At 61.4% G+C, this 23,853-nt stretch carries 16 protein-coding genes; all 16 read left to right on the top strand.

Annotated elements, in window-relative coordinates; all coding sequences use genetic code 11:
* The first annotated feature begins 31 nt into the window (after nt 1–31).
* The 16 genes from EXY20_RS04250 to EXY20_RS04175 all read left to right on the top strand — a co-directional run bounded on the left by EXY20_RS04250 (nt 32) and on the right by EXY20_RS04175 (nt 23,762).
* Nucleotides 32–1,645, top strand: a complete 1,614-nt coding sequence (locus tag EXY20_RS04250; protein ID WP_135548014.1) for an extracellular solute-binding protein — start codon at nt 32–34, stop codon at nt 1,643–1,645.
* A 101-nt stretch (nt 1,646–1,746) separates the two neighbouring features.
* Entirely contained in the window at nt 1,747–3,339 is a 1,593-nt protein-coding gene (locus EXY20_RS38775) for an alpha-amylase family protein (protein WP_167858976.1), read from the top strand.
* Nucleotides 3,340–4,052: 713 nt separating this feature from the next.
* Complete coding sequence (locus tag EXY20_RS04240; protein WP_167858975.1) at nt 4,053–5,375, top strand: response regulator; 1,323 nt, start codon at nt 4,053–4,055, stop codon at nt 5,373–5,375.
* Nucleotides 5,372–8,227 carry a sensor histidine kinase gene (locus EXY20_RS04235; protein WP_135548010.1) on the top strand — a complete coding sequence of 952 codons (2,856 nt, stop codon included), beginning with the start codon at nt 5,372–5,374 and terminating at the stop codon, nt 8,225–8,227. The genes EXY20_RS04240 and EXY20_RS04235 overlap by 4 nt, the downstream gene beginning before the upstream one ends.
* A 100-nt stretch (nt 8,228–8,327) precedes the next feature.
* Complete coding sequence (locus tag EXY20_RS04230) at nt 8,328–9,746, top strand: ABC transporter substrate-binding protein (protein WP_167858974.1); 1,419 nt, start codon at nt 8,328–8,330, stop codon at nt 9,744–9,746.
* Nucleotides 9,747–9,828: 82 nt separating this feature from the next.
* Entirely contained in the window at nt 9,829–10,782 is a 954-nt protein-coding gene (locus tag EXY20_RS04225) for a carbohydrate ABC transporter permease (RefSeq protein ID WP_167858973.1), read from the top strand.
* Between the two features lie 5 nt (nt 10,783–10,787).
* On the top strand, nt 10,788–11,627 hold the full coding sequence (locus tag EXY20_RS04220; protein WP_135548004.1) for a carbohydrate ABC transporter permease: 840 nt from the start codon (nt 10,788–10,790) through the stop codon (nt 11,625–11,627).
* Between the two features lie 76 nt (nt 11,628–11,703).
* Nucleotides 11,704–14,562 carry a golvesin C-terminal-like domain-containing protein gene (locus EXY20_RS04215; protein ID WP_135548002.1) on the top strand — a complete coding sequence of 953 codons (2,859 nt, stop codon included), beginning with the start codon at nt 11,704–11,706 and terminating at the stop codon, nt 14,560–14,562.
* 15 nt (nt 14,563–14,577) lie between these two features.
* Nucleotides 14,578–15,843 (top strand): sialidase family protein, encoded by a 1,266-nt coding sequence (locus EXY20_RS04210; protein ID WP_135548000.1) that lies wholly within the window; start codon nt 14,578–14,580, stop codon nt 15,841–15,843.
* Entirely contained in the window at nt 15,840–18,518 is a 2,679-nt protein-coding gene (locus EXY20_RS04205; RefSeq protein WP_135547998.1) for a GH116 family glycosyl-hydrolase, read from the top strand. The genes EXY20_RS04210 and EXY20_RS04205 overlap by 4 nt, the downstream gene beginning before the upstream one ends.
* Nucleotides 18,519–19,313: 795 nt before the next feature.
* Nucleotides 19,314–20,084 (top strand): SDR family oxidoreductase, encoded by a 771-nt coding sequence (locus tag EXY20_RS04200; RefSeq protein ID WP_135547996.1) that lies wholly within the window; start codon nt 19,314–19,316, stop codon nt 20,082–20,084.
* Between the two features lie 34 nt (nt 20,085–20,118).
* Nucleotides 20,119–20,565 (top strand): MarR family winged helix-turn-helix transcriptional regulator, encoded by a 447-nt coding sequence (locus tag EXY20_RS04195; protein ID WP_135547994.1) that lies wholly within the window; start codon nt 20,119–20,121, stop codon nt 20,563–20,565.
* Nucleotides 20,566–20,618: 53 nt separating this feature from the next.
* The gene (gene rpiA / locus EXY20_RS04190) at nt 20,619–21,302 is read left to right on the top strand and encodes a ribose-5-phosphate isomerase RpiA (RefSeq protein ID WP_135547992.1); all 684 of its coding nucleotides are present in this window, start codon (nt 20,619–20,621) and stop codon (nt 21,300–21,302) included.
* A gap of 293 nt (nt 21,303–21,595) precedes the next feature.
* A complete protein-coding gene (locus tag EXY20_RS04185; RefSeq protein WP_135547990.1) occupies nt 21,596–22,546 on the top strand; it encodes a ring-cleaving dioxygenase in 951 nt (316 codons plus the stop codon).
* Nucleotides 22,543–23,154 (top strand): alpha/beta hydrolase, encoded by a 612-nt coding sequence (locus EXY20_RS04180; protein WP_135547988.1) that lies wholly within the window; start codon nt 22,543–22,545, stop codon nt 23,152–23,154. Before EXY20_RS04185 ends, EXY20_RS04180 begins: the two co-directional genes overlap by 4 nt.
* Nucleotides 23,151–23,762 (top strand): flavin reductase family protein, encoded by a 612-nt coding sequence (locus EXY20_RS04175; protein ID WP_135547986.1) that lies wholly within the window; start codon nt 23,151–23,153, stop codon nt 23,760–23,762. The genes EXY20_RS04180 and EXY20_RS04175 overlap by 4 nt, the downstream gene beginning before the upstream one ends.
* The last annotated feature ends 91 nt before the right edge of the window (nt 23,763–23,853 follow it).

Genomic DNA, 23,853 nt, shown 5'->3' with positions numbered 1-23,853 from the left:
CAACCACACATATAAAGAAAGGGTGTCCGTTTTGCAAAAGAAAACAAGTCTCGTCGCCGGTATGCTCGGCTCCGTCGCGCTGGTCGCGGCGATCGCGGGCTGCAGCAGCAAGAACGAGGGCGGCGCAAGCCCGTTGGCGTCGCCGGGCGCATCCGCGTCAGCGCCGACCAAAGCGCCGGAGCAGAAGCTGAAGCTGAAGCTGAAGCTATTCTCGACGACGCCGGAGAAAGTCGTGCCGAACGGGTATGCGCTCAATTTGCTGAAAGAGAAGTTCAACGTCGACATTGAAATCGTGCCGCGAAAAAACGAGACGTACTTGCAAAATATCCAGCTTGGCATCGCCTCCGGCGACTTTCCGGATACGTTCGAGGGGCTCGATTTTATCAACTACGACAAGCTTGTCGACCAGGGCGTCCTGGCGGAGCTTCCGCCGGCGCTGCTGGAGCAATATGCCCCCAAGTACATGCAGTGGTTAAAAGGCGAGCTTGGCGACAATCCGTTCAAATACACGATGCGAGCCGGCAAAAATTATTCTCTGCCGGTGCTGTGGACGCTCGGATCGAAGCGCAACGTCTTCGGCATCCGCCAGGATTGGCTGGATAAGGTCGGCATCGCAAAAGTGCCGGAGACGCTCGAGGAAGTGGAAGCGGCCATGCTCAAGTTCCGCAACGACGACCCGGACAGCAACGGCAAGAAGGATACGTACGGCATGACAGGCAAGCTCGACAAGGTGTCGGACTTTTTCAGCCCGGTATTCGGCGCTTTTGGTTTGTATCCCGGCATTTTTACGGAGAAAGACGGGAAAGTGGTGCGGGGCGAAGTCGAGCCGGCGGCCAAGGAGGCGCTGACCGTGTTAAACCGATGGTATAAGGAGGGGTTGATCGATCCGGAGTTTGTGATCAACAAGGGGACCAATGTCGACGACAAGGTGCTGTCCGAAAAAGTCGGTATCGTTTGGAACTCCTGGTGGGCTTTCATCCCGGCGGAAGCTTTCTCCGCAGGCGTTTATTACGACAAGCTGGTGGCCAAAAATCCGAACGCCAAATGGGCGATCACCAGCGGACCGAAGGGGCCGAAGGGCGAATTTGGCATCAGCCAGACAAATCCGGTAATCTCGACCGGCTTGTTATTTTCCAAGAAAATGGAGAAAGAGCCGGAAAGAATGATCAAATACCTCCAGCTCACCGAAGCGAGCGGCTTCGATATGAGCCTGTACGAAAAGCTGCGCTATGGCGAACTGAACAAAACCTACCAAAAAACGAACGGCGATATCGAATGGATTCCGCCATACGACAAGGAGGAGGAGCGGATCAAGTTCGGCATTTCCTACTTCAGCGCGCCCCAGGATTACGATTACAACCTGCTGGCTCCTTATATGACCAAAAGCAAGTACATGACCTTGCGCAAGGAGACGGAATCGAAAGCCAGCGGCAAATACGATATCCTGTTCCCGATCCAGCGGCCCGTGCTGGCAGAGTACCAGGACCGTCTGGAGCAGTTCGCCAAAAAAAATCTGGTCGACTTTATTACCGACAAACGTCCGCTCGGCGAGTTCGACAAGTATGTTGAGGAATGGAAGCAGCTTGGCGGAGATAAAGTAATGGCGGAAGCGCAAACGAAATACGACGCGTTGCTCAAAAAATAACGACAATCGAGCGGATCGCTTCCCGTATGCGTCCATGAGCAGTGAGGAGCGGCGCGGGTGTGGGCATGGGCGGCGATCTGCCGGTCGAGGGGGGGGAAAACATGAATGTTGTTCAAGCCGTTTCGAGCCATGCGGATGCCGCGAACCGGCGCAGAAGAATGATCGTGCAATTCGACGTGCTGGGCGAAATGACGGAGCTGTACGGCCACGACATCGACAAATTGCTCGCTTTTACGTTCCATTTTGCCGACGAGCGCGGGAGCCAGATCGACAGCATCATTTGGGATATCGGGGAATGTATTCCCCTGGAAGGGGTGATGGCCAATGCCGGCATTCGCAAGTGGAAGGAGCAAGGCATCGACATCGTCGCCGTGCTGCTGGATGAAGCCGGCAAACGAGGGTTGGAAAATATTTGGAACCATCGGATCAGCGAAGTGGATTTTGGCCCGGGCGGACTTGGGCTCGGAATGGAGGAACAATCGCGCCTGAAAGCCGAGCATCCCGACTGGGTGGTGAAGAGCTGGTGGTGGCAAGGGTTGTGGAATTTGGCTTCCTCCGATCTCCGCGCGTATAAACTGGCGTACTTGCGCGGTATTGCCGAGCAGTACGCCATCGACGGCATCCAGCTCGACTTTTCCCGCCATGTGCCTTGTTTGCCGGTTGGTCGGCAATGGGAGTGCCGGGAGCATGCGACCGCGTTCGTGGACATGGTGCGGCGCATGCTGCTGGAAGTCGAAGCGGCGCAAGGCCGGCCGCTGCTGCTGGCGGCCAAGGTGCCGGAGAATCCTGCAGGTTGCCGCATCGACGGCCTCGACGTGGCCGAATGGGCGGAGCGGCGGCTGGTCGACTTTTTTTCGCTCGGCTCACGCACGATCGACGTCGATATCGCCGCCTTCCGCCGTTTGACTGAGGGCACTTCCATCAAGCTTTATCCGTGTCTCGACGACCATCATGCCACCGACGGCTACCGACATCCGCCAATCGAATTTTTTCGCGGCGTTTTCGGCAATTGGCTGCAGCAAGGGGCGGACGGCGTGCAAACGTTCAACTGGGCCAGCGCCACGGCGGAGGTGTACGCGCGCAACGGTTCCTTGCGCTACCAGGGCGGACCGCCCTCACAGCGGCAAGCTTATCTGGAGGCGGGCAGTATGGAGACGCTGCGGCGGAAGGACAAACAGTTTGCGGTCGAACGGCGGGGCGGCTATCCGTGGGCGGAAGGCTACTTCAACCGCAACGACGGCGCGCCGCTGCCGGCAGCGCTGGCGAATGACGGGCGGCGGCTCGAGCTGGCGCTGTCCGTATGCGACGACGTGGCCGCGTGCCGCGAGGAGGCGGTCGGCGTCGAGCTTGCTGTCGTATTGTACGGGGCGCGGCCGGGAGACCGACTGGCGTTATGCGTCAATGGCGTAACCTGCGAGGTCGAATCGTACGATTACGAGTGGAAAGACCCGCAGCTGTTTTCGCCGGCGCCGCAGCCGGCTTCGGGCGGCAGCGGCGTATACGAGGTGAACCCGGAGCAGCGTTTGCTGCGGGTGACGGCGCCGGTTGCGCCGGGACTGTGCAAGCTCGGGGCGAACCGGATCGGCATCGGCGCGGTGAAACGGCTGCCGTTCCTGCCGGGCAAGGACATCGTCGTCGAGAAGGTGGAGCTGGCGCTGCGTTACAAGCGCGAAGCGGGCCTCCTCCAAGAATAGGCCATAAAAAATGGCCTATTTGCCCCATTTCGCCCTTATCATCCCAAATAGCCAGTGATTTCACTGGCTATTTCTTTTCGTAAAGGCTGAAACCTGCGAATAGGCCATTTTTATGGCCTATTTCGTTCGCAGCCGAACGATGAAGCAAGGAAACGCTCACGTGACACGAATGTTGGCTCGGAATGGCACGCGTACGGAACGTTGTTGTTCAAGCCAACCAACATCGCCCCTACCCTTGAGCGGAGCAACCGGCAGGTTGCGCTGCACGCTGCGGTCGCTTAACCTGACCACCTCCCCTCCCTACCTTCTACGCGCTAACGGTTCCAGATGAGCTTATTTGCCCATTTTTTGCGGTTTTCTGGCGTTAACGGTTTCAGGTGAGCTTGTTTGCGACTTTAACGCCAATTTTGGCCGTTTTTCTGCCAATAGCGACGCTGGAAACCGTTAGCGTGTTACGCAAACCCAAATCGGCCCAATAAGCGCAGTACGAACTGTTAGCCGCCGACGCCATTCGTCTCCGTGCGCCGGATAAACTTGCTCAACTCGCCGCCGCCGGCCCGGGAACGGCCGGCCGGCGACCTCCGGCAACGCCCCGCTGCCGCCGCTCCGCCAACTTTTTCCCCGTCCCCCGTTGCGAGGTGCCGGCAACGTCGGCTATGCTAGGGACAGTTTCGCTCCAGCATGCCGACGGAGGAACGAATGGGGGGCGCACCATGTATCACTTGATTATTGTCGATGACGAGGTAGAAATTCGCGACGGCCTGGCAGCGTTTGCATGGGAAACGCTGGGGATCGTACCGGAAGGAAAGTTCGCGCACGGCCTGGACGCGCTGCAGTATGTGTCCGCGCATCCGGTGGACATCGTGCTGACGGATATCCGCATGCCGTTTATGGACGGCGTGGAATTGATGGAGCAGCTCCGCCGGCGCCACCCGTACGTGCAGGTGGTCGTGCTGTCGGGCTACAACGACTTCGACTATGCGAAGAAGGCGCTGCAAAACGGGGCGGCCGACTATTTGCTGAAGCCGACGTCCTTCGCCGCGTTGGCCGATACGTTTCGCCGGCTGACGGCCAAGCTCGATGCCGGCAAGCAGGAGGAGCAGCGCAAGGCGGCGCTGGAGCGCAAAGGCTACCTGCTTGCGAAGCTGCTGCGCGACGAGTTCCTGCAGCGGCTGTTTGCCGCGGAGCTGGACGCGGACGAGTTCGAGACGGGCTGCGCCGAAGGCGAGCTGCTGCTCGAAGCCGGGGCCGGGCCGTACGCTGCGCTGACGCTGGAGCTGGATCGGCTGACGCTGGCGAAAGCGCCCGTCTCCGACAAGGAGCTGCGGCTGTTCGCTTTTGCGCTCGACAACATCCTGACGGACTTGTGGGACGGCGGCGGCGCGGGCTACCACGTCGTGGACAAGCATACGGCCGTCTGCCGCCTGCTAGCGCTGCGGCCGGACGACGCCGAACGGGCTGCGGAGGCGGTCAAGGAGCAGCTGGCCCGGTTCATGGGGCTTTTCCGGTCGACCGTATCGGTCGGCATCGGCTTCCCCGTGGAGCAGGCGACCGGGCTGCACAAGTCGGCGGCGGCCGCCGACCGGCTGCTGGCCGGCCGCGCGGAGGGGGACGCGTTGCTCGCCGCCGGCCCGACGGAAGCGCCTGGCGACAGGGCCCCGGGGCGCGCGCCGCACGAGGCGCCCGAACAAGCCGCATCGCCGGCGCCGCGCAAGGAAAACGCGCTGCTCGCCGCCGCCAAGCGCTACATCGAAGCCAATTACCATCGCAGCCTGACGCTTAAGGAGGCGGCGCAGGCGCTATATGTGACGCCCGGCCATCTCAGCGCCCTGTTCCGCGAAACGGGCGAATCGTACCTGCAATATGTGACCGGCGTGCGCATGGGCAAGGCGATGGAGCTGCTGACCGATCTGCGCTACAAAATCTACGACATTGTCGAACTGGTCGGCTACTCGGATCCGTCGTATTTCACCGAAGTGTTCAAGAAGCATACGGGCCTCACTCCCGCGGAATTCCGCAACCGGAGCCCGCAATGAGCGGCCGGCCGGCATTCCCGCGGCTGTTCGGCGGCATCGGTCCGTTCCGGCTGCGCATCGTGCTGCTGTCGCTGGCGTTGACGCTCGCGACGCAGGCCGTGCTCGGCTACATCGGCTTCGCCTATTTGCGCAGCTTGTCGGCGCAAGTGGAGACGAAACGCGAAGCCCGGGTGATGGACACCTTCTACCGCAATGCCATGTCGCGGCTGAACAACGCCCACCGGCTCATGCAGGTGCTGCAGACGCCGGCGTTCAGCGACTATTTCCTCGACAACATGAATCTCCGCCAGCCGGCGGTGGCGGCGGAAGGACTGGCCGAGCTCGCCGCCCGTTTCCGCACGCTGGCCTTGGCGGACCAAGGCGTCGAGGCGGTGTACATGATCGGCTCCGACAGCAACCAGTCCGCCCTTGCGCTGCATGCCGGCGAAGAGCGGCCGGTGGTGCTCGAGAAGCTGCGGCTGGATGCGCTGGAAAGCTCCTCGCTGTCGTCCCTGTACGTCAGAAGCCATGACCGGCTGGAGTGGATCGATGCCGCGGAACTGACCGAACGCAGCCGGACCGACGGCCCGGGGCGCGATCCCGTCGTCAGCCGGGAGCTTGCCGACATGAACCGGACGCTTGCGGGCAAGCTGATTATTTCCAACGGGAACGCGAACGGCGTGCTGATCGTGCTCGTGCTTGCCGAACGGTTCCTCGATGCCGCCCTGCCGGACGACTACGACGCCGACTATTCGTTTGCGCTGATGAACGACAGCCGCAAGCCGCTCTGGTCGGCCGGCGCAAGCGTGTCCGCGGAGCTGGTCCGCGGCATGACGGAAGCCGCCGATTTCGACTTCGACGGCAGCCGCTACATCGTTCGTTCGAAACCGCTCACCCCTTATCCCGAAACGCTGCTGTTCGCCCGCAAACGAACCGGCTCGCACGGCGCGGACGCGACGATCACGCTGCTGTTCGCCCTGCTTTCCGCCACGACGTTCGTCATTACGTTCGTCGTCAGCGTCGCTTATTCGAAACGCATCTTCCGCCCGTTCCGCAAAATCGCCGCAGCGCTGAACAAACAGGCCGGCCGCGACGAAACGAGGCTGGAAACCATTTCTCCGCACGATTACGTCCATGGCGTCAACCGCTTCTCGACCCGCACCAACCTGATTTTGCTGTTCGCGCTGGCGGTTATTTTGCCGGCGATTTCCGACGGCGCGCTGTACAACCGGATGCTGAAGTCTTCCGTCGACCGCCAGATCGCCGTTTCGAACGAAGAGACGGGGCGGTTTCTGCAGGCGGCGGTCCGCACCGATTTTGACGGCTGGCGCATCCTGACGAACCGGCTCGCCGTGAACGAGCAGCTGCAGCGCTATTTGCAGCAGCGCCAGCGCGACGCGGTTATGGGCACCGCCGCCCAGCCGGCCTTGTCCGCCGCCGATATCGCGATGTTTCCCGGCCTGAACGAGGTCGCTTATTTTGTGCTGCTGGACGATATCGGCCACAGCGTGTACGCCTCGATTTTTTTCAACAACTCGGATCTGTTTTCCTTGCCGCGTTCGCTGCTGCGCGATCAGGAGGAGGCTTACGTCATTCCCGAGTTCAAGGACGTTTTTGGCAAAACGACGTTCGCCCTGGTCAAACGAATGTACCGCGAAGCGGAGCAGGGGGAGAAGGTCAATCCGAATTACATCGTCATCGTGCCGAAGGATCCGGCGTTCGCCGACTTGGCCGACCCGGAAACCGCCTTCCGCATCGCGGACCCGTCGGGCAAACGCATGTACGACTCGAACGCCGCCGCATGGGGGGATGCGGACGGCCGCAAGCCGGCCGCCTGGTCGACGCAGGTGCCGCCGCTTGCGCTCGCGCTGGACGTGCGCTTCACCAACGCCGAGCTGCTCAGGCAGAACAACGACTACTACAGCCGGTTCGTCATCATGGTGCTGACGGTCTTCCTCGGCACGCTGCTGCTGGCGACGCTGCTGACCTCGCTGATCGTCAGGCCGCTGAACGAGCTGCAGGAAACGATGCTGCTGGCCGGCGCGGGCGATTTTGGCCGCAGGTCGCGGCAGCGGGGCGAACCGGGCAACGAGATCGGGCAAATCATCCACAGCTACAACCGCATGGCCGGCCAGCTCGAGCGCGCCGTCAGCGACAACATGCGCATGCTGGAGGAGCAGGCGGCGAACAAGGAGCGGGAAGCCCGGCTCGTCCACTCCAAGACGCGCGCCGAGCTGCACATGCTGCAGGCGCAGATCAACCCGCACTTTTTGTACAACACGCTGGAAACGATCAACATGCGCAGCCGGGCAAGCGGCCAGCCGGAAATCGGCGTCGTCGTCACGGCGCTGGCCGAACTGCTGCGGTACAGCGTAAACATGAAAGGCGACACCGTCACGCTGGAGCAGGAGCTGCATCACGTGCGCAACTATGTGGCGATCCAGCAAATCCGGCTCGGCCACAGCTTCCGCTTCGAGGTCGACGCACCGGAGCCGCTGCTGCGCCGCCGGGTGCTGAAATTCATCCTGCAGCCGATCGTCGAAAATTCGCTCAAATACGCGTTTGCCGGGTTCGACGAAGGCGGCTTGCTGCGGATCGAAGCGCGGGCGGAAGCGGACGGCGGGGCGATGACGATCGAGGTGCGGGACAACGGCGTCGGCATGACCCGTCAGCAGCTGGCGAACGCGGCGCGCTCCCTTGCGGAAGAGGCGGAAGCGGAAGCGGACGCGCGGAACGGCCTCGGGCTGCGCAATGTTTGCATGCGGCTGCGCTTGTTCCACGAAGACGGGGCGGCGATGACGATCGAAAGCAAGCCGATGGCCGGCACGACGGTGCGGCTTGTCGTGCCCTTGCTGCCGGACGAACCGGCATGACCCGCTCGATGCCATAGAAATCGTCGCTTTGACCCGTGGAGGGGCGTTTCCGGGCGAAGCTATAATAAAACCATCTCAATCACAGGGAGGGTCATTCTTCTTGAAAAAGACATCGTCCACCGCCGTGCTGCTCCTGCTCACGGCAAGCCTGGCCGCCGCATGCGGCTCCGACTCCGGCGGCAAGACCGCCGCAAGCTCCTCGCCTTCGGCCAAGGCGTCGGCCGCGCCGTCCGGTTCGCCCGCCGCTTCCGCAGCGCCGCAAAGCGACAAAACGGTAACGATCCGCATCTCGCTGGTCGAATCGGAAATTTCCAAAGACGACATCGCCGCCTTCGAAGCCGCCAATCCGACGATCAAGATCGTGCGCGAGGACGTCACGGCGACGAAGCTTGCGGCGCAAATCGCCACCGGCGAAGCGCCCGACATTATCCGCGTCAACGGCGTGCAGGAGCTGCCGTCGTTCGTCATCAAGGGCGTGGCGCTCGACCTGTCGCCGTACTTCCAGAAGAGCACGCTGCTGAAGGCGGACGATATACTGCCGGTGGCCGACGTGTACCGGTTCGACGGCAAAAATGTCGGCAAAGGGCCGATTTACGGCTTCCCGAAAGATTGGTCGCCCGACTTCTCGATCTGGTACAACAAGAAGCTGTTTGCGGCGGCGGGCGTGCCCGAGCCGGATGCCAAAACGCCGATGACGTGGAACCAGCTGTTCGATCTGGCGAAGAAGATGACGATCAAGAGCGGCGACAACGTGACCCAGTACGGGCTCGTGAAGCCGAACCTGCTGGAGGCCGACCTCAGCAGCATCATGGATTACACGCTGAGCAAGGGCGTAAAGCTGAGCACCGACGATTACGGCCAAATCGATTTCACCAAGCCGGCGGCCAAGGAAGCGCTGAAGCTGTGGGGCGACGCGGTCAAAGGCAATTACGGGCCGAACAGCGTCAACAACTTCGACAAGGGCGTCGCCGACGTCGATCTGTTCCTGAACGGCAAAGCCGCGATGATCCAGCGCGGGTACTGGTTCTCCAGCCGCATCCGGACGAACGACAACACGAAGACGCATCTCGACGACTACGTGATGATTCCGGCGCCGGTCGCCGAAGGCGGTCAACGAGTATCGCCGACGGGATCCGCAACGGGAGCGATCATCAACAAGGCGAGCAAACATCCGGAGGAAGCGTGGAAAGTGTTCGAATGGTACTTCGGCAGCAAACCGGCGGAGGATCGGGCCAAAACCGGCAACGGCGTGCCGGCCTTGAAGCACCTGATGGCAGCGATGCCGCAGGCGACCAATTTCGACAAACAGACGTATGCGGCTCTGCAGGAAGAACTTAAGTACGGCGACAAGTATCTGGAAATCAATCCTTTCCTGCTGAACGCCGGCACGATTTTGTCGAAGCACCTGAATCCGTACTACTTCGACAAGTCGTCGCTCGACGAAGCGGCGGCCAACATTACGAAGGACAGCAATATCATTATCGCCGAAGCGAAAAATGCGGCAGCATCCGGCAAATAACCGGCCGGCATTCGGCGAACAGAGAGGACGGGAGCGGAGTCGCAAGACTCCCTCTTCGTTTCCGAAGGAGTGGACCCATACGATGAACGCTTCCGAAGCCGCCGTGCAGGCGTCCGCTTCCGGCGTCAAACCCCGTTTGACCGAAAAAACGCGCCGTCATCTCGCTTTTTACCTGTTCATCTCGCCCTGGTTTCTCGTGTTTCTTGCGTTCGGCCTGTATCCGCTGCTATACGGCCTGTACCTCAGCTTCACCAATTACGTCGGCTTCAACATCCACAACCTGAGGTTCGTCGGCTGGCAAAATTACTCCAGCGTGTTCCGCGATACGGACGCGATGTACGCGCTTGGACGAACGCTGCTGATCACGGCGATCTACGTGCCGCTGAACACGTTGTTCGGCCTGCTGCTGGCGATGGCGCTGAACCGCAAGGAACGGCTCGTCGGGATGTTCCGGGCGATGTATTATTTGCCTTCGATCGTGCCGGTCGTTTCCGTCGGGCTCATCTGGAAGCTGATTTATGCCGGACAGAACGGCATTCTGAACGTTTGGCTGCATGCGCTCGGGCTGCGGTCCGTCAACTGGCTAGGGTACGATTATGCGACGGGTTCGCTGCTGATCGTGCTGCTGTGGGGAGCCGGAAGCGGCATTCTGATCAACCTCGCCGGGCTCAAGGGCATCTCCGGCGACTTGTACGAAGCGGCGGCGATGGACGGTGCGGGCGGGCTGCGCAAATTTCGCCACATCACCTTGCCGATGATGACGCCGGTCATTTTCTACAATGTCGTGATGGGCACGATCCATGGCTTGCAGCTGTACCTGCTGCCGATTCTGCTGAGCGGCAGCGAGCTGCTGCATCCGCCGATCCGGCCGAACTACCTGTACGTCGTGCACGCGTTCCAGCAAGTGTTCGCGTTCCAGCGCTACGCTTACGGCATGGCTTTGCTGTGGGTGATGTTCGTCGTCATCATTTTGCTTACGGTCGTCGTTTTCGCTACCAGCCGGCTGTGGGTCCATTACGAAACAGAACAGGAGTGATTCGTATGCAAGCCGCAGGTTCCGGCATCCGGGCGCGCGTGGCGCTGGCCGTCGTCCGGATCGCGCTCGCGTTGTTTTTTCTGTTCCCGCTGCTGACGGCGCTGTCCAGCTCGCTGCATCCGTGGTCGTCGCTGCCGACGCTGCTGCCGAACTCGTTCGAGTGGCAAAATTACCGGTTCGCGACCACCATGATCGCCTTCTGGCGCTATTTGGGCAACTCGGCGCTGGTCGTCGTCGTCTCCGTCGCGTTCTCCACGTTTACGAGCGGGCTTGTCGGTTACGCGTTCTCGCGCCTCCAGGCGCCGGGGCGCAAGCCGCTGTTCATGATCGTGCTGTCGACAATGATGCTGCCGTCGATCGTGACGCAAATTCCGCTCTACATCCTGCTGCACAAGTTCGGGTTGCTGAACTCGTTCGTGCCGTTCTGGATCATGTGGGGCATCGGCGGCTCGGCGCTGTCGATTTTCCTGTACCGGCAGTTTTTTTCGGCGATTCCGAAGGAGCTTGAAGAGGCCGCGCGCATCGACGGCTGCTCGATCTTCGGCACCTACTGGCGCATCTTCCTGCCGCTGTCCGTGCCGGCGATGATTACGGTGACGATGATCAATTTCCAGGAGCGGTGGGGCGATTCGATTACGCCGTTCATGTTCCTCTCGGAAAAAAAATACACGCTGGCAGCCGCGCTCAGCAATATCGGCTACACCGTCGACGGGAATATCGAGTTGATCATCCAGGAGGTGACGGCGGCCGGTTCGCTGCTGTTCCTGCTGCCGGTGCTGGCGCTGTTTTTTGTCGGTCAACGCTATATGCTCGAAGGCACCGTATCGGCGGGGATCAAAGGGTGACGCCGGCCCGGCAAGCCCTAGCTGGACGGACGCCGCCTGGAACGCGTTCGAAAGCGGGGCCGGGCCGCAATATATCATGACCGAGCAGAACGGCTTTCAGGCCCAGTACGTGCGGACGGGCGACTTTGTGTCGGAATCGGTTATGGATACGGCGCACAAGCTGATGGCCGTTTCCGGCTTCAACATGAACCGGGAATGGATCAACTGGCAGGATCTCGCTTCGCGGACCGATTTTCGCTTCAATATCAACAATACGAATCCGGGCGTAACGGTGGGCGGGGGCAATGCCGACTACACGGCTTCGCTCAACCAATTGAGCGATATGGTCGACAACCTGCAGTATTACGGCATCGATTCGATGCTGGTGCTGCAGGGAACGCCCGACTGGGCGCATCCCGGCAAAATCAACAACATCGCCGACGGTCCGCACGGCGGGTTGTCCAATCCCGGCAATCCGAACGGGCTCGGCGATCCGTACCCGGGTCCGCAGCCGTTCGATACGAATCATCCGCATTGGGAATTTCCGCCGAACGACTGGCAGGATTACCGCGACATGGCGAGCGCGCTCGTCACCAAACTGAAGGGCAAGGTCAAGGCGTACGAAATCATCAACGAAGCCGACACCAACGGCCAGGGCAACATCGTCGGCGGCTACAAAACGATCGGGCAATACATGAAACACTTTTACCAGACAGCCAAGGCGATTGACCCCGATGCACAGGTGCTGGCGCCTGCCAGCGACAAAATGCTGCCGGCGCTGGCGGCCGACGGCGCGATGGATTATGCGGACGGCGCCTCCTATCACGGCTATGCCGGCAGCCTGAGCGGGATGCGGGCCATGCTGGAATCGGCGGGAACGATGAAGCATATCTGGATGACGGAGCATTCGAGCCGGCACCCGGAGCTGGTGGGCAAAGTGCGCTCGCAAGGCCGCTGGACCGTGTTCAGCGCGTTCGAGAATTCATCCACCTTCGACGATCATCATTTGATCGAGCTGCGCGACGCAAGCGGCAGTCGGGTGGTCGGCAATCAGCCGAAGGGGCTCGGCGACCGCGTCGTCTTCTCCGACGAGATGTACGATTACGGCACGATGAGCGGCAAGCTGGAGAGCGGCAATTACGACGGCGCCAAGGTCGCCAACCGGATCAAGGCGGAAGTCGTCGCTCCTGCGGAAATGGCGCACGGCGTAACGCAAACCGTCACGCTGAAAGCGACCAATACGTCGGCAACAACGTTCACCAATGTGCACCTGTGGCCGATCGGTTTTGTTGACAACCTGGGTTATGACCTGACCGCGATCCGGGCCGAAGACAGGCTGATCCCAAGCTTCGCCCCCGGTCAGACCGTTACGCTGACGTTGGACGTGACGCCGACCACGACGCTGTACAAGGCGGGCGGCACCTATGCGATCGGGCTCGGCATTACGAACGATCAAGGCAAGCACTCCCTGGCCATGACGAACGTGATCGTAAATGACGAAGTGATCGTCGACAACGGCGGGGCGGGCTATGCGGAAACCGGCGCTTCGTGGGCGGACTCCGCCATCGGCGGCGCTTATGGCGGCACCTCGCGCTGGAACCACTCGCAAAGCGCAGCGCAATATGCGACTTTTACGCCGACGATTGCGCTCGCGGGCGATTACGACATTTATGTGTGGAAATTTGCCGGCGATCCGAGCAGTACGGCTCAGGCTCGTTATGTCGTCCATGACAGCGCGGGAACGAATACTTCGGTTACGGTCGATCAAACGACTCCGTCCAACCATTGGCAGAAAATCGCGACGGCCGCTCTGGCGGCAGGAACCGGCGGCTATGTCAAAGTCGATGCGGGTACCGGCGACGGCAAAACCGTCAGAGCCGACGCCGTCAAGTTCGTGCGCAAGACGCCGGCGGCGGTCGAATACGTGTTTGCGGACAACTTCGAGGACGGCGTCGCCGACGGCTGGACGGCCGATGCGGGCTACAGCGTGATTACGGACGGCAGCAAGCGGTACCAGGTTGACAATCCGAACGGCACCAACAACAAGTCCGTTGCCGGCGATGCGGCCTGGACGAATTATGCGGTGCAGGCGACGGTCAAGCCGACAACGTTCTACGCGGCCGATAAGGCGTTCGGCGTGTACGCCCGTTATGCCGACGCGAACAACAAATACGCGTTCTATTACAGCGGCTACAGCGGCGCCTGGATTTTGAGCAAGACGGCGGGCGGCACGAATACGATTCTTGCCACGGGCTCCGCCTATACGATCGCTGCGGGGACGGAATATAACGTGAAGCTGGTCGTTGACGGCACGAGCCTCAAAGGCTACGTGAACGGCGTGCTGCAGGCGCAGGCGACGGACAGCGCGCTGACGGCTGGGAAAATCGGCGTATACGGGTTCAAAATCAAGGCGTCGTTCGACAACGTGGCGGAGCGGCGGCCGTTCATCGACGATTTCGAGGACGGCGTTGCCGACGGCTGGAACGCCGATGCGAGCTTCAGCGTCATCACGGACGGCAGCAAGCGCTACCAGGTCGACGATTCGAGCGGCACGAACCGCAAGGCGGTGACGGGCGGGGCCGATTGGACGGACTACACCGTGCAAGTCGTGGCGAAGCCGGCCGTGTTTTACACCGGCGACAAGGCGTTTGGCGTGTATGCCCGCTATACGGATATGAACAACAAATATACGTTTTATTACAGCGGGTTTACCGGCGCCTGGATTTTGAGCAAAACGGTGGGCGGCGCGACGACGGTTCTTGCCGCCGGCGCCGCATCCGCCATTACCGCGGGCACGGAATATACGCTGAAGCTCGAAGCGGGCGGCACGAGCCTGAAAGGCTATGTGAACGGCGTGCTGCAAGCGCAAGCGACGGACGGCTCGCTTGCGGCCGGCATGATCGGGGTGTACGGGTACAGGATCAAAGCCGCGTTCGACAACGTTGAAGTGAGATAGGGAGGGGCGGGTACGATGCCGGATCGAAAAAAGGACATGGCAATGGAAGAGTGGCGGCGAAGCGGTCCCGACATCGTGGTGTTCATTCCGCGCGAAGACGAATATACGGGCGACAACGAACATTTCCTCGTATTCGAAACGCCGGGCGGCGATTTGCTCGCGCTGTGGACGCAGAGCTCCGTTGAGGGCAGCGGCGACAATCATCTCGTCGTGGCGCGCAGCGGCGACAATGTGAACTGGACGGAGCCGGCGTATGTCGCCGGTTCCCTGCGGGGACAGCGGGGCAACCAGGCGAGCTGGGGCTTCCCGGTCGTATCGGCGCAGGGCCGCATCTATATTTTTTACACCAAGGATATCGGTTTGTACGACTTCGATACGCAGACGTGCGGCGCGATGGGCTGCGTCTATTCCGACAACGACGGGCACACCTGGACGGACGGCGGTATCGTTCCGATGCCGCGCAATCGGTATGACCATCCGGACCCGGCGTATCCGCGCAACTGGATCGTGTGGCAGAAACCGGTTCGCGACGCACGCGGCCGTTGGATCGCCGGCTGTACGCAGTGGGCGAGCCCGCTGGTCGCGGCCGAGCCGCCGCCCGGCTGGTACAGCAAGGAGTCGCGCGCGTTGTTCGTCCGTTTCGACAATATCGACGAAGGGCCGGATCCGCGCGAGCTGCGCCTGACCTGGCTGCCGAAGGACAACGACGGCCTCGAGGTCGCGTATCCCGGGATGCCGTCGCTGTCCGTCGCCCAGGAGCCGAGCGTCGTGCTGCTGCCGGACGGCCGGCTGTTCAGCGCGATGCGCACGTTCACCGGCCATATCTGGTACAGCGTTTCCGCCGACGACGGCGATACGTGGACGAAGCCGGACGTGCTGCGCTACCGGGACGGCGGCGAGCCGATCAAGCAGCCGATCGCTTCCTGCCCGCTGTACGCGCTGGGCGGCGGTCGTTACGTGCTCGTGTTCCACAACAACGACGGCCGTCTCGGCAACTACGGGCCGGGCGACGTGCTGCACAACCGGCGACCGGCGTTTCTTGCGGTTGGCACGTTCGATCCGGCGGCGCGCCAGCCGCTCGTATTCGGCGAGCCGAAGCAATTGCTCGACACGGATGGCGTGCCGATCGGGCCGAAGGGCACCGCGGAAATCGCGACGTATCCGAGCATGACGGACTACAAGGGCCGGCGAGTGCTGTGGTACCCGGACCGCAAATACTACCTGCTCGGCAAATACGTAACGGACGAGCGACTCGGCCTGGAAGGGGACGCGGCGCGATGATCAAGGGACCGCACGCTGCGGACCGGCTGCACGCCATGGACAAGAAGTTCGAATATCGCGGCGCAAAGACGAAGGAAATTTCGTTCCCGCTCGGCGGCATCGGCACCGGCAGCATTGGTCTGGCCGGCAACGGCATGCTGATCGATTGGGAAATTTTTAACCGTCCGAACAAGAACGGCAGCACGAACGCGGCTTCCTTCTTCGCGATCAAGGCGGAGCGGGGCGGCCGGCCGGTGCTGGCCCGTCTGCTGCAGGGCGACTGGCTCGGTTCGTACAACGCCGCGAACAAGGGGGCGCCTTCCTATTACGTCGGCCACGGTTCGAATCGCGAGAACGCGCCGGCGATGCCGCATTTTCGCCGGACCGCGTTTACCGGCACGTTCCCGATCGCCGAGGTGGCGTTCGAGGACGATTCGGACTTGCTGGCGGTGACGCTCGAAGCATTTAATCCGTTCATCCCGCTTAATGATCGCGATTCGTCGATTCCGTGCGCCATTTTCCGTTACCGCGTTCGGAACGTTTCCGCTGCGGCGCTGGATATCGGCCTTGCCGCTTGCATCGCCAATCCGCATCAGGTGCAGGCGGTCAATGAGCTAGTGCGCGGGCCCGGTTTGACCGGCATCCGCTTCTCGTCGCAAGCTTACGCCGGAGACGCGTCGGAGTATGGTGACGTGACCGTGGCGACCGATCAGCCGGACGTCAGTTGGCAGACGTGCTGGAAACGTACGGATAGGTTCGAAAATCCGTTGGAGCAGTTCTGGGACGAGTTTACGACTCCGGGGCGGTTGACCGACCGAACGTACGACGAGCCGCATACGCATACCGACATCAATCCGCTGCTGCACATCCGCAGCACGGGGGCGCTGTGCGCACACCGCACGCTGCAGCCCGGAGAGGAGACGGCGTTCAGCTTCTGCATCGCCTGGAGCTTCCCGAACTTCGTGCAGTATTGGAACCCGATCCTCGCCGAAGACGGCATGCCGGATCCGTTGCGGAACAAGTGGAGGACATACTATGCGAGCCAGTACGCCGACTCCGTCGCTGCCGCCGCTTACGTGTTCGCCCATTTGCCCCGGCTGTATGGCGACACGAAACGGTTTCGCGACAGTCTGTTCGCTTCGACGGTGCCTGACAGCGTATTGGAGGCCGTTTCGGCCAACCTCGCCACTTTGAAATCGACCACTTGCCTGCGGCTTGAGGACGGTTCCTTTTACGGCTTCGAAGGTTCGCATTGTACGGAGGGAGCCTGCGAAGGCTCCTGCACGCACGTGTGGAATTACGCCCAGTCGCTGCCGTGGTTGTTTCCCGCGCTGGACCGTTCGATGATCGAGCTGAACTACCGCTACAACCTGCAGCCCGGCGGCAAAATGCGTTTCCGCCTCATGCTCCCGCTCGGCCGCGACGATGCGGCGGCGCGCAAGTGGGACGAGTATTACGCCGCCACCGACGGGCAACTGACGTTTGTGTCGCGCGTCTATAAGCACTACTTGCTGACCGGCGATCTGGAGTGGCTGCAGGAGATTTGGCCGCTCGTGCGGCATTCGCTCGCTTACGCCTGGTCGGCGGACAATGCCGACCGCTGGGACCCGGACCGCTCGGGTGTGCTGACAGGCGCGCAGCACAACACGCTCGACAAGGAGATGGTCGGGCCGAATCCTGCGCTCACGAGCCAATACTTGCTGGCGCTCCGCTGCGCCGCGATGATCGTCCGCATCGTCGGCGACGGCGAAGGCGAGGCGGAGGCGTACGAGCGGATGGCGGCGAACGGGGGACGCTACGTGGACGAGCGGCTGTTCAACGGCGCGTTTTACGTCGAACGCAGCGAGGGGTATGGGGAGCGGTTTCCGGGGAAACGGTTTTTTGCTTTCGGCGACGGCTGTTACGTCGATCAGGTCGTCGGTCAGTGGTACGCGCACATGCTGGGGCTAGGTTATTTGCTCGACCGGGACCACGTGCGCAGCGCGTTGGACGCCGTTTACGAGCGCAACTTCGTCCGCGCGGGCGACCTCGTCAACGCCTGGCGCGTGTATGCGCTGGACGACGAGTGGGGCGTCGCGTTGTGCAGGTGGGAAGAGGGACGGAAGCCGGAGCGGCCGATTCCGTATCATTCCGAGTGCTGGACCGGTCTTGAATACCAGTTGGCGAGCCATTTGGTTTATGAGGGACGGATCGACGAAGCGCTCTCCGTCGTGCGGGCCGTACGCGACCGGTACGACGGCGAGAAGCGCAACCCGTGGGCCGAATGCGAATTCGGCAACCACTACGCGCGGGCGATGTCTTCGTACGCGCTGCTGCATGCGTTCGGCGGCTTTCGTTACGACGCCGGGCGCGGCGTCATGACGATTGCGCCGAACGGGAGCCGGCACAGCTGCCGCATGTTTTGGTGCTGCGGCGGCGCCTGGGGAGAGTGGCAGACGGATGGGGACGGGCTGCGAATCGACGTGCAGTACGGCGCGATTCGGCTCGGCGGCATCGAGTCGAACGTGTGGGGGCAGACGGCGGCCGACTCCGCGTCGGCCGATGCTGCGGGCGTGAGCCCGGCTTGCGAGTGGTCGGCCGAGTTGGCCGGCGCGCGTCCGGGTTGCCGGCTCGAAGGGCGCACGCTGCTGTTTGCCGAGCCGGCCTCGATTCGGGCCGGGGAAACGCTGCGCGTGCGGAGCGCGGGCGGCCGGTAGGCTGGCCGGCGGGAGTGGGGGCCGAGGCGCATCTTGCATACGCGCGCTCCCGCCTCCGCCGCCACGGCAGGGCTGCAAATGGAAAAACTTGTGCATATTGCAGTCCTCGCATCGCTTGCCTGCATCGCACTACTCGCAGAGATCGCATCATTCGTCTACCTCACGTCATTCGTCTACCTCACGTCATTCGTCTACCTCACGTCATTCGTCTACCTCACGTCATTCGTCTACCTCACGTCATTCGTCTACCTCGCACCATCCGCCTACATCACAATATCACCTCGGATTGCATTTACGGCACGTTACCAATCGCGTTCGTCGCCTATATCGCAACTCGTCTTCGTTACGCCAGCGTCGCAGAAACTAGACTGCCTTTCTCTTTTGACCGATTCGACCGATCCGGACGGGAATCAGGCGATCTTGTTTGGTTTTCGGCGGGGGGAGGAGAATCTGGTTCGAATCGGTCGCGCGGACCCGGCTGGAGAGCATCTTCGAAAAAATAAGCCATGTTTCATTGGCTATTCCCTCATAAATGGATGCATGCAACAAAATAACCAGTGAAATCACTGGCTATTTTGCTGAAAAGGTCGGTTTGGGCGCGGTTTGGTCACAATAACCAGTGTTTTCGCTGGCTATTTTCCACCAACCGGATAAAAAGCAGCCAATAGGCCATTTTTTATGGCCTATTTTCGCGGCAACCGGCAGGCAAGCCTCGCTTTTTTGCAAGCTTTTCTTTACCCGGCCCTTGTTGCATAATATGGAGAGAATAGCGTCAGGAAAAGGAGTCGTCACGCGATGAACATGACCGGCAACACCATCCTCATCACCGGCGGCGCGTCGGGCATCGGCTTCGAGCTTGCCGCGCAGCTGCTCCGGCTCGGAAATACGGTGATCGTCACCGGCCGCGACCGGGCCAAGCTCGACGCCGCCAAGAAGAAGCTGCCGCAGCTGCATACGATCCAAAGCGACGTCAGCGACCCGGCGGCCATTCGCGAGCTGTACGAGCAGGCAACCGCACAATTTCCGCACTTGAATGTCCTGGTTAACAACGCCGGCATCATGCTCGGCATCAATCTCCACAACGAAAGCGATCCGCAAGCGTTGACCCGGGAAATCGACACCAATTTGAGCGGCACGATCCGGATGGTCGGACAGTTTCTTCCCCACCTGAAGCAGCAGGCCGCCGCCGCAATTGTAAACGTTTCCTCCGGACTCGCCTTCGTCCCGCTGCCGATCACGCCCGTTTATTGCGCTGCCAAGGCCGGCGTACACTCCTACACGCAGTCGCTGCGCTTCCAGCTCAAGAACACCCGCGTCAAAGTGTTCGAACTCGCTCCTCCGCTGACGGAAACGCCGCTGCTCGACTCCTTCGAGGCCGAAAGCATGAAAGGCTCCAGGGCGATGAAAGTGGAGGATATGGTAGCCGCAGCGGTGAAAGGGATGCAGCGGGACAGGTACGACATTTTGCCGGGCCAGAGCAGTCAGCTTCGGTTCATGAGCCGGTTCATGCCGGGGTTCATCGGCAAGATGCTCGGTAAATCGGTCGACCGCATGCTGGTCGAGTAAGAGGCGAACACGGTTTCATGGAGCTGATGGAGCGATGACAGGCAGGAGCGAACTGGACCACGAGCGGCAAGTTTCGCTGAAGCTGTTCGTGGTGCTGTCGAAGGCGTACAAGACGCTGATGGACAAGGCGACCAAGGATATGAAGCAATACGGCTTGTCCGCTTCGGAGTTCATGATTCTCGAAGTGGTGTCGACGAAGCGCAGCATCCCGATCCAGCAGATCGGGGAGAAGCTGCTGGCGACAAGCGGCGGCATGACGTACAACATCGACAAGCTGGAGCAGAAAGGGCTGCTGAAGCGCGTGCCGAGCGGCGAAGACAGGCGGATCATCAACGTCGAGGCGACGGCGGAAGGGGACGCGTTGTTCGGGCGCATTTTCCCGGAGCATGCGGAGGTTATTCACAGCATCGTGCACGGGCTCAGCACGGAAGAGAAGCAGGCGGCGACCGAGTTGTTGAAGAAACTTGGCACCGGCGTATAGCGGCCGAGAAAAAATCCGGCGGGTCCGGCGTCAGACGAAAGGATGGGGCGGCGATGGAGGCGAAGCAGCTGGCGGCAGAACGTGCCGTGCAACTGGTCGAGGACGGCATGACGATCGGGCTTGGGACGGGCACAACCGCCACATATGCGATTCGCCGCATCGGCGCGCTGGTGCGCGGCGGGCTTCGCATTCGGGCGATTGCGACGTCGCTTGCGTCGGAACGGCTGGCCGCGGCGGAAGGAATTCCGCTCGTGGCGTTTGCGGAATTGGATGGGAGCCTGGACCTGACGATTGATGGCGCGGATGAAGTCGACCCCGAGCTGCGGCTGATCAAAGGCGGCGGCGGAGCCTTGCTGCGGGAAAAAATTGTTGCGGCGGCCAGCGAGCGCATGATCGTAATCGTGGATGCGGGCAAGCTGGTGAAGCGGCTGGGCGCTTTTCCGCTGCCGGTCGAAATCGTTCCGTTCGGCAACGAAGCGACAATGAGGCAGTTGGACGCACTGGGCTGCCGGCCGGAGCTGCGTTGGCAAGGAGGTGTACCGTTTCGCACCGACAACGGCAACTATGTGGCCGACTGCGCATTCGGCGCAATCGCCGACCCGGAGCGGCTCGCGGCGCAGTTGAATCACATTCCGGGCGTCGTGGAGAACGGACTGTTCGTCGGGTTGGCAAGCCGCGTCATCGTCGGTTACGACAACGGCACGGTACGGGAGTGGACGCGCCAATCGCGCATATAAGCGGCAGATCGGGCGCAAATTACGGAACGAAGCGGGAACGAAGTCGTCCTCGTAAGGAGACGCTTGACAAACCGCTCGTTATCATATATCTTTAATTTAAGATAATTAAATCAAATATAAATTGTAAAAGGAGGCGGGCAAAGTGGACGCTCGGGTGAGAGGAAAAGGGTAGGCAAGCGCAGCAGCAAAAAGTAGAGCCACAGACAACATCTCGCAACAAGCTTCGTCCCGTCAGGCCCAATATCTCAAATTTGAGATATTATCAAATAAAACCATCCAAAGGAGCGATTCATATGACTTTGCAAACGGCAGGGATTCATCATATCACCGCATTCGCGAGAAATCCGCAGGATAACGTCGATTTTTACGCCGGCGTGCTCGGCTTGCGGCTCGTGAAAAAAACGATCAACTTCGACGCCCCGGAAGTGTACCATCTGTACTTTGGCGACCAGACGGGCAGTCCGGGTACGATCATTACGTTTTTTCCATGGCCGGGGTCGCGCAAAGGCCGGGTCGGCGGCGGGCAAGTAGGCGTCACAACGTATGTCGTGCCTGAAGGAGCGCTTGCCTTTTGGGCGGAGCGGTTGGCCGGGTTCGGCATCAAGACGGAGCAAACGAGCCGGTTCGGCGAACAATATTTGCAATTCGAAGATAATGAAGGCTTGCGGCTGGAACTGGTCGAACGGGAAGCGGGGGCGAACAGCGTTTGGTCGTTCGGCGGAATCCCTGCGGACAAAGCGATCAAAGGCTTCGGCGGCGCCATTCTGTTCAGCACGAATGCGGCACGTACGGCTGATGTGCTGCAGCAGGTGCTCGGGCTGACCAAAATCGGCGAAGAGGCCGGCTACACGCGATTCCGCGCCTTCGGCGATATCGGCAACCTGATCGATGTGCCAACAGCCGACATGCCGCGCGGCGACGGAGGAGCGGGCACGGTGCACCATATCGCCTGGCGGGCCAAAGATTTCGAAGAGCACGCGCTTTGGCAGCAAACGGTCGCCGAGTCCGGCAACCATCCGACGCAAATCATCGACCGCCAATATTTCCATGCGATCTACTTCCGCGAAGGCGGCGGCATTTTGTTCGAAATCGCTACCGATCCGCCCGGCTTCGCCAATGACGAAGCGATTGACGCGCTGGGCAGGAAACTGATGCTGCCCGCCTGGTACGAGCCGAAACGCGCGCAGATCGAAGCGAATTTGCTGCCGATCGAAGTCAGGGAATTGGAGGGGAAACGGCCATGAGGCACATCTGGGAACAAGGAGCGGACCCGTCCGCTCCTACGCTGGTCCTCTTTCACGGGACCGGCGGGACAGAACGAGATTTGATTCCGCTGGCGAAACGACTTTCGCCGGGGGCGTCGGTTTTGAGCGTGCGGGGGAACGTGCTGGAAAACGGCATGCCGCGCTTTTTCCGCCGGCTGGCGGAGGGGGTGTTCGATCTCGAGGATCTGGCGTTCCGCACCGAAGAAACGTACGATTTTCTGAACGATGCCGCTGCAAGGTACGGGGCTGACCGAAGCCGCTTCGTTGCCGTCGGCTACTCCAACGGCGCCAACATCGCGGGAAGCATGCTGTTTCGTTACAAGGACGCGTTCCGGGGGGCGATTCTGCATCACCCGATGGTGCCGCAGCGCGGCCTGACGCTGCCCGATTTGACGGGAACGCCGGTGTTCATCGGCGCCGGGACGAACGATCCGATCTGCCCGCCGGCCGAAACGGCCGAGCTGGAAACGCTGCTCGCCGGCGCGGGAGCCGACGTCGCCGTACATTGGGAGCAGCGCGGCCATCAGTTGACCGCGACCGAAGCCGACGCGGCGGCGGCCTGGTTCCGGAGCAAGCTTGCCCTATGATCGCCATCGATCCGAAAATGCAAGCCGACCGGGACAACTACAAGCTGCTGATCGGCAGCGTCGTGCCGCGGCCGATCGCGCTGGTGACCACGCTGTCGGCGGACGGCGTGCTGAACGCGGCGCCGTTCAGCTTCTTCTCCGTTGTGGCGAGCGCGCCGCCGCTGCTGTCCGTGTCGGTGCAGCGGACGGCGGGCGGCCGACGCAAAGATACGGCGCGCAACGCGCTCGCCCGGCGCGAGCTGGTCATTCACGTCGTCGACGAGTCGAACGTCGCGGCGGCCAATCGAACGGCGGCGGGTTTGCCGCCGGACGAAAGCGAAGTCGCGTTCGCCGGGCTGACGCCGGTCGCCGGCATGGCGGTCGGCGTGCCCGGCATTCGCGAAGCGAAAATTCGCATGGAATGCGTGCTGGAACATGCGTTCGAACTGGGCGGCAGCGGAAACGGGGCGAGCTGCGATTTGCTCATTGCCCGGGTCGTACTGTTCCATGTCGATGAAGCGCTGCTGGATCGCGGCCGGATCGACGAGCGAATGCTTGCGCCGGTCAGCCGACTGGCGGGCGATAACTACGCGACGCTCGGCAACGTGTTCGCCATGGAGCGGCCGTAACGCTTCGACAACCGGACCCCTCCTCATGTCAAGAGTTCACGCGATGCAAATTACGCATTCCGGCGAAAAAGAACGAAATTGCAACTTTTGT

The organism is Paenibacillus cymbidii, from assembly GCF_004764705.1.
Lineage (GTDB): Bacteria > Bacillota > Bacilli > Paenibacillales > NBRC-103111 > Paenibacillus_AN > Paenibacillus_AN cymbidii.
The sequence above is the reverse complement of the archived record's forward strand: the minus strand, read 5'-3'. Positions and strand labels throughout refer to the sequence as shown.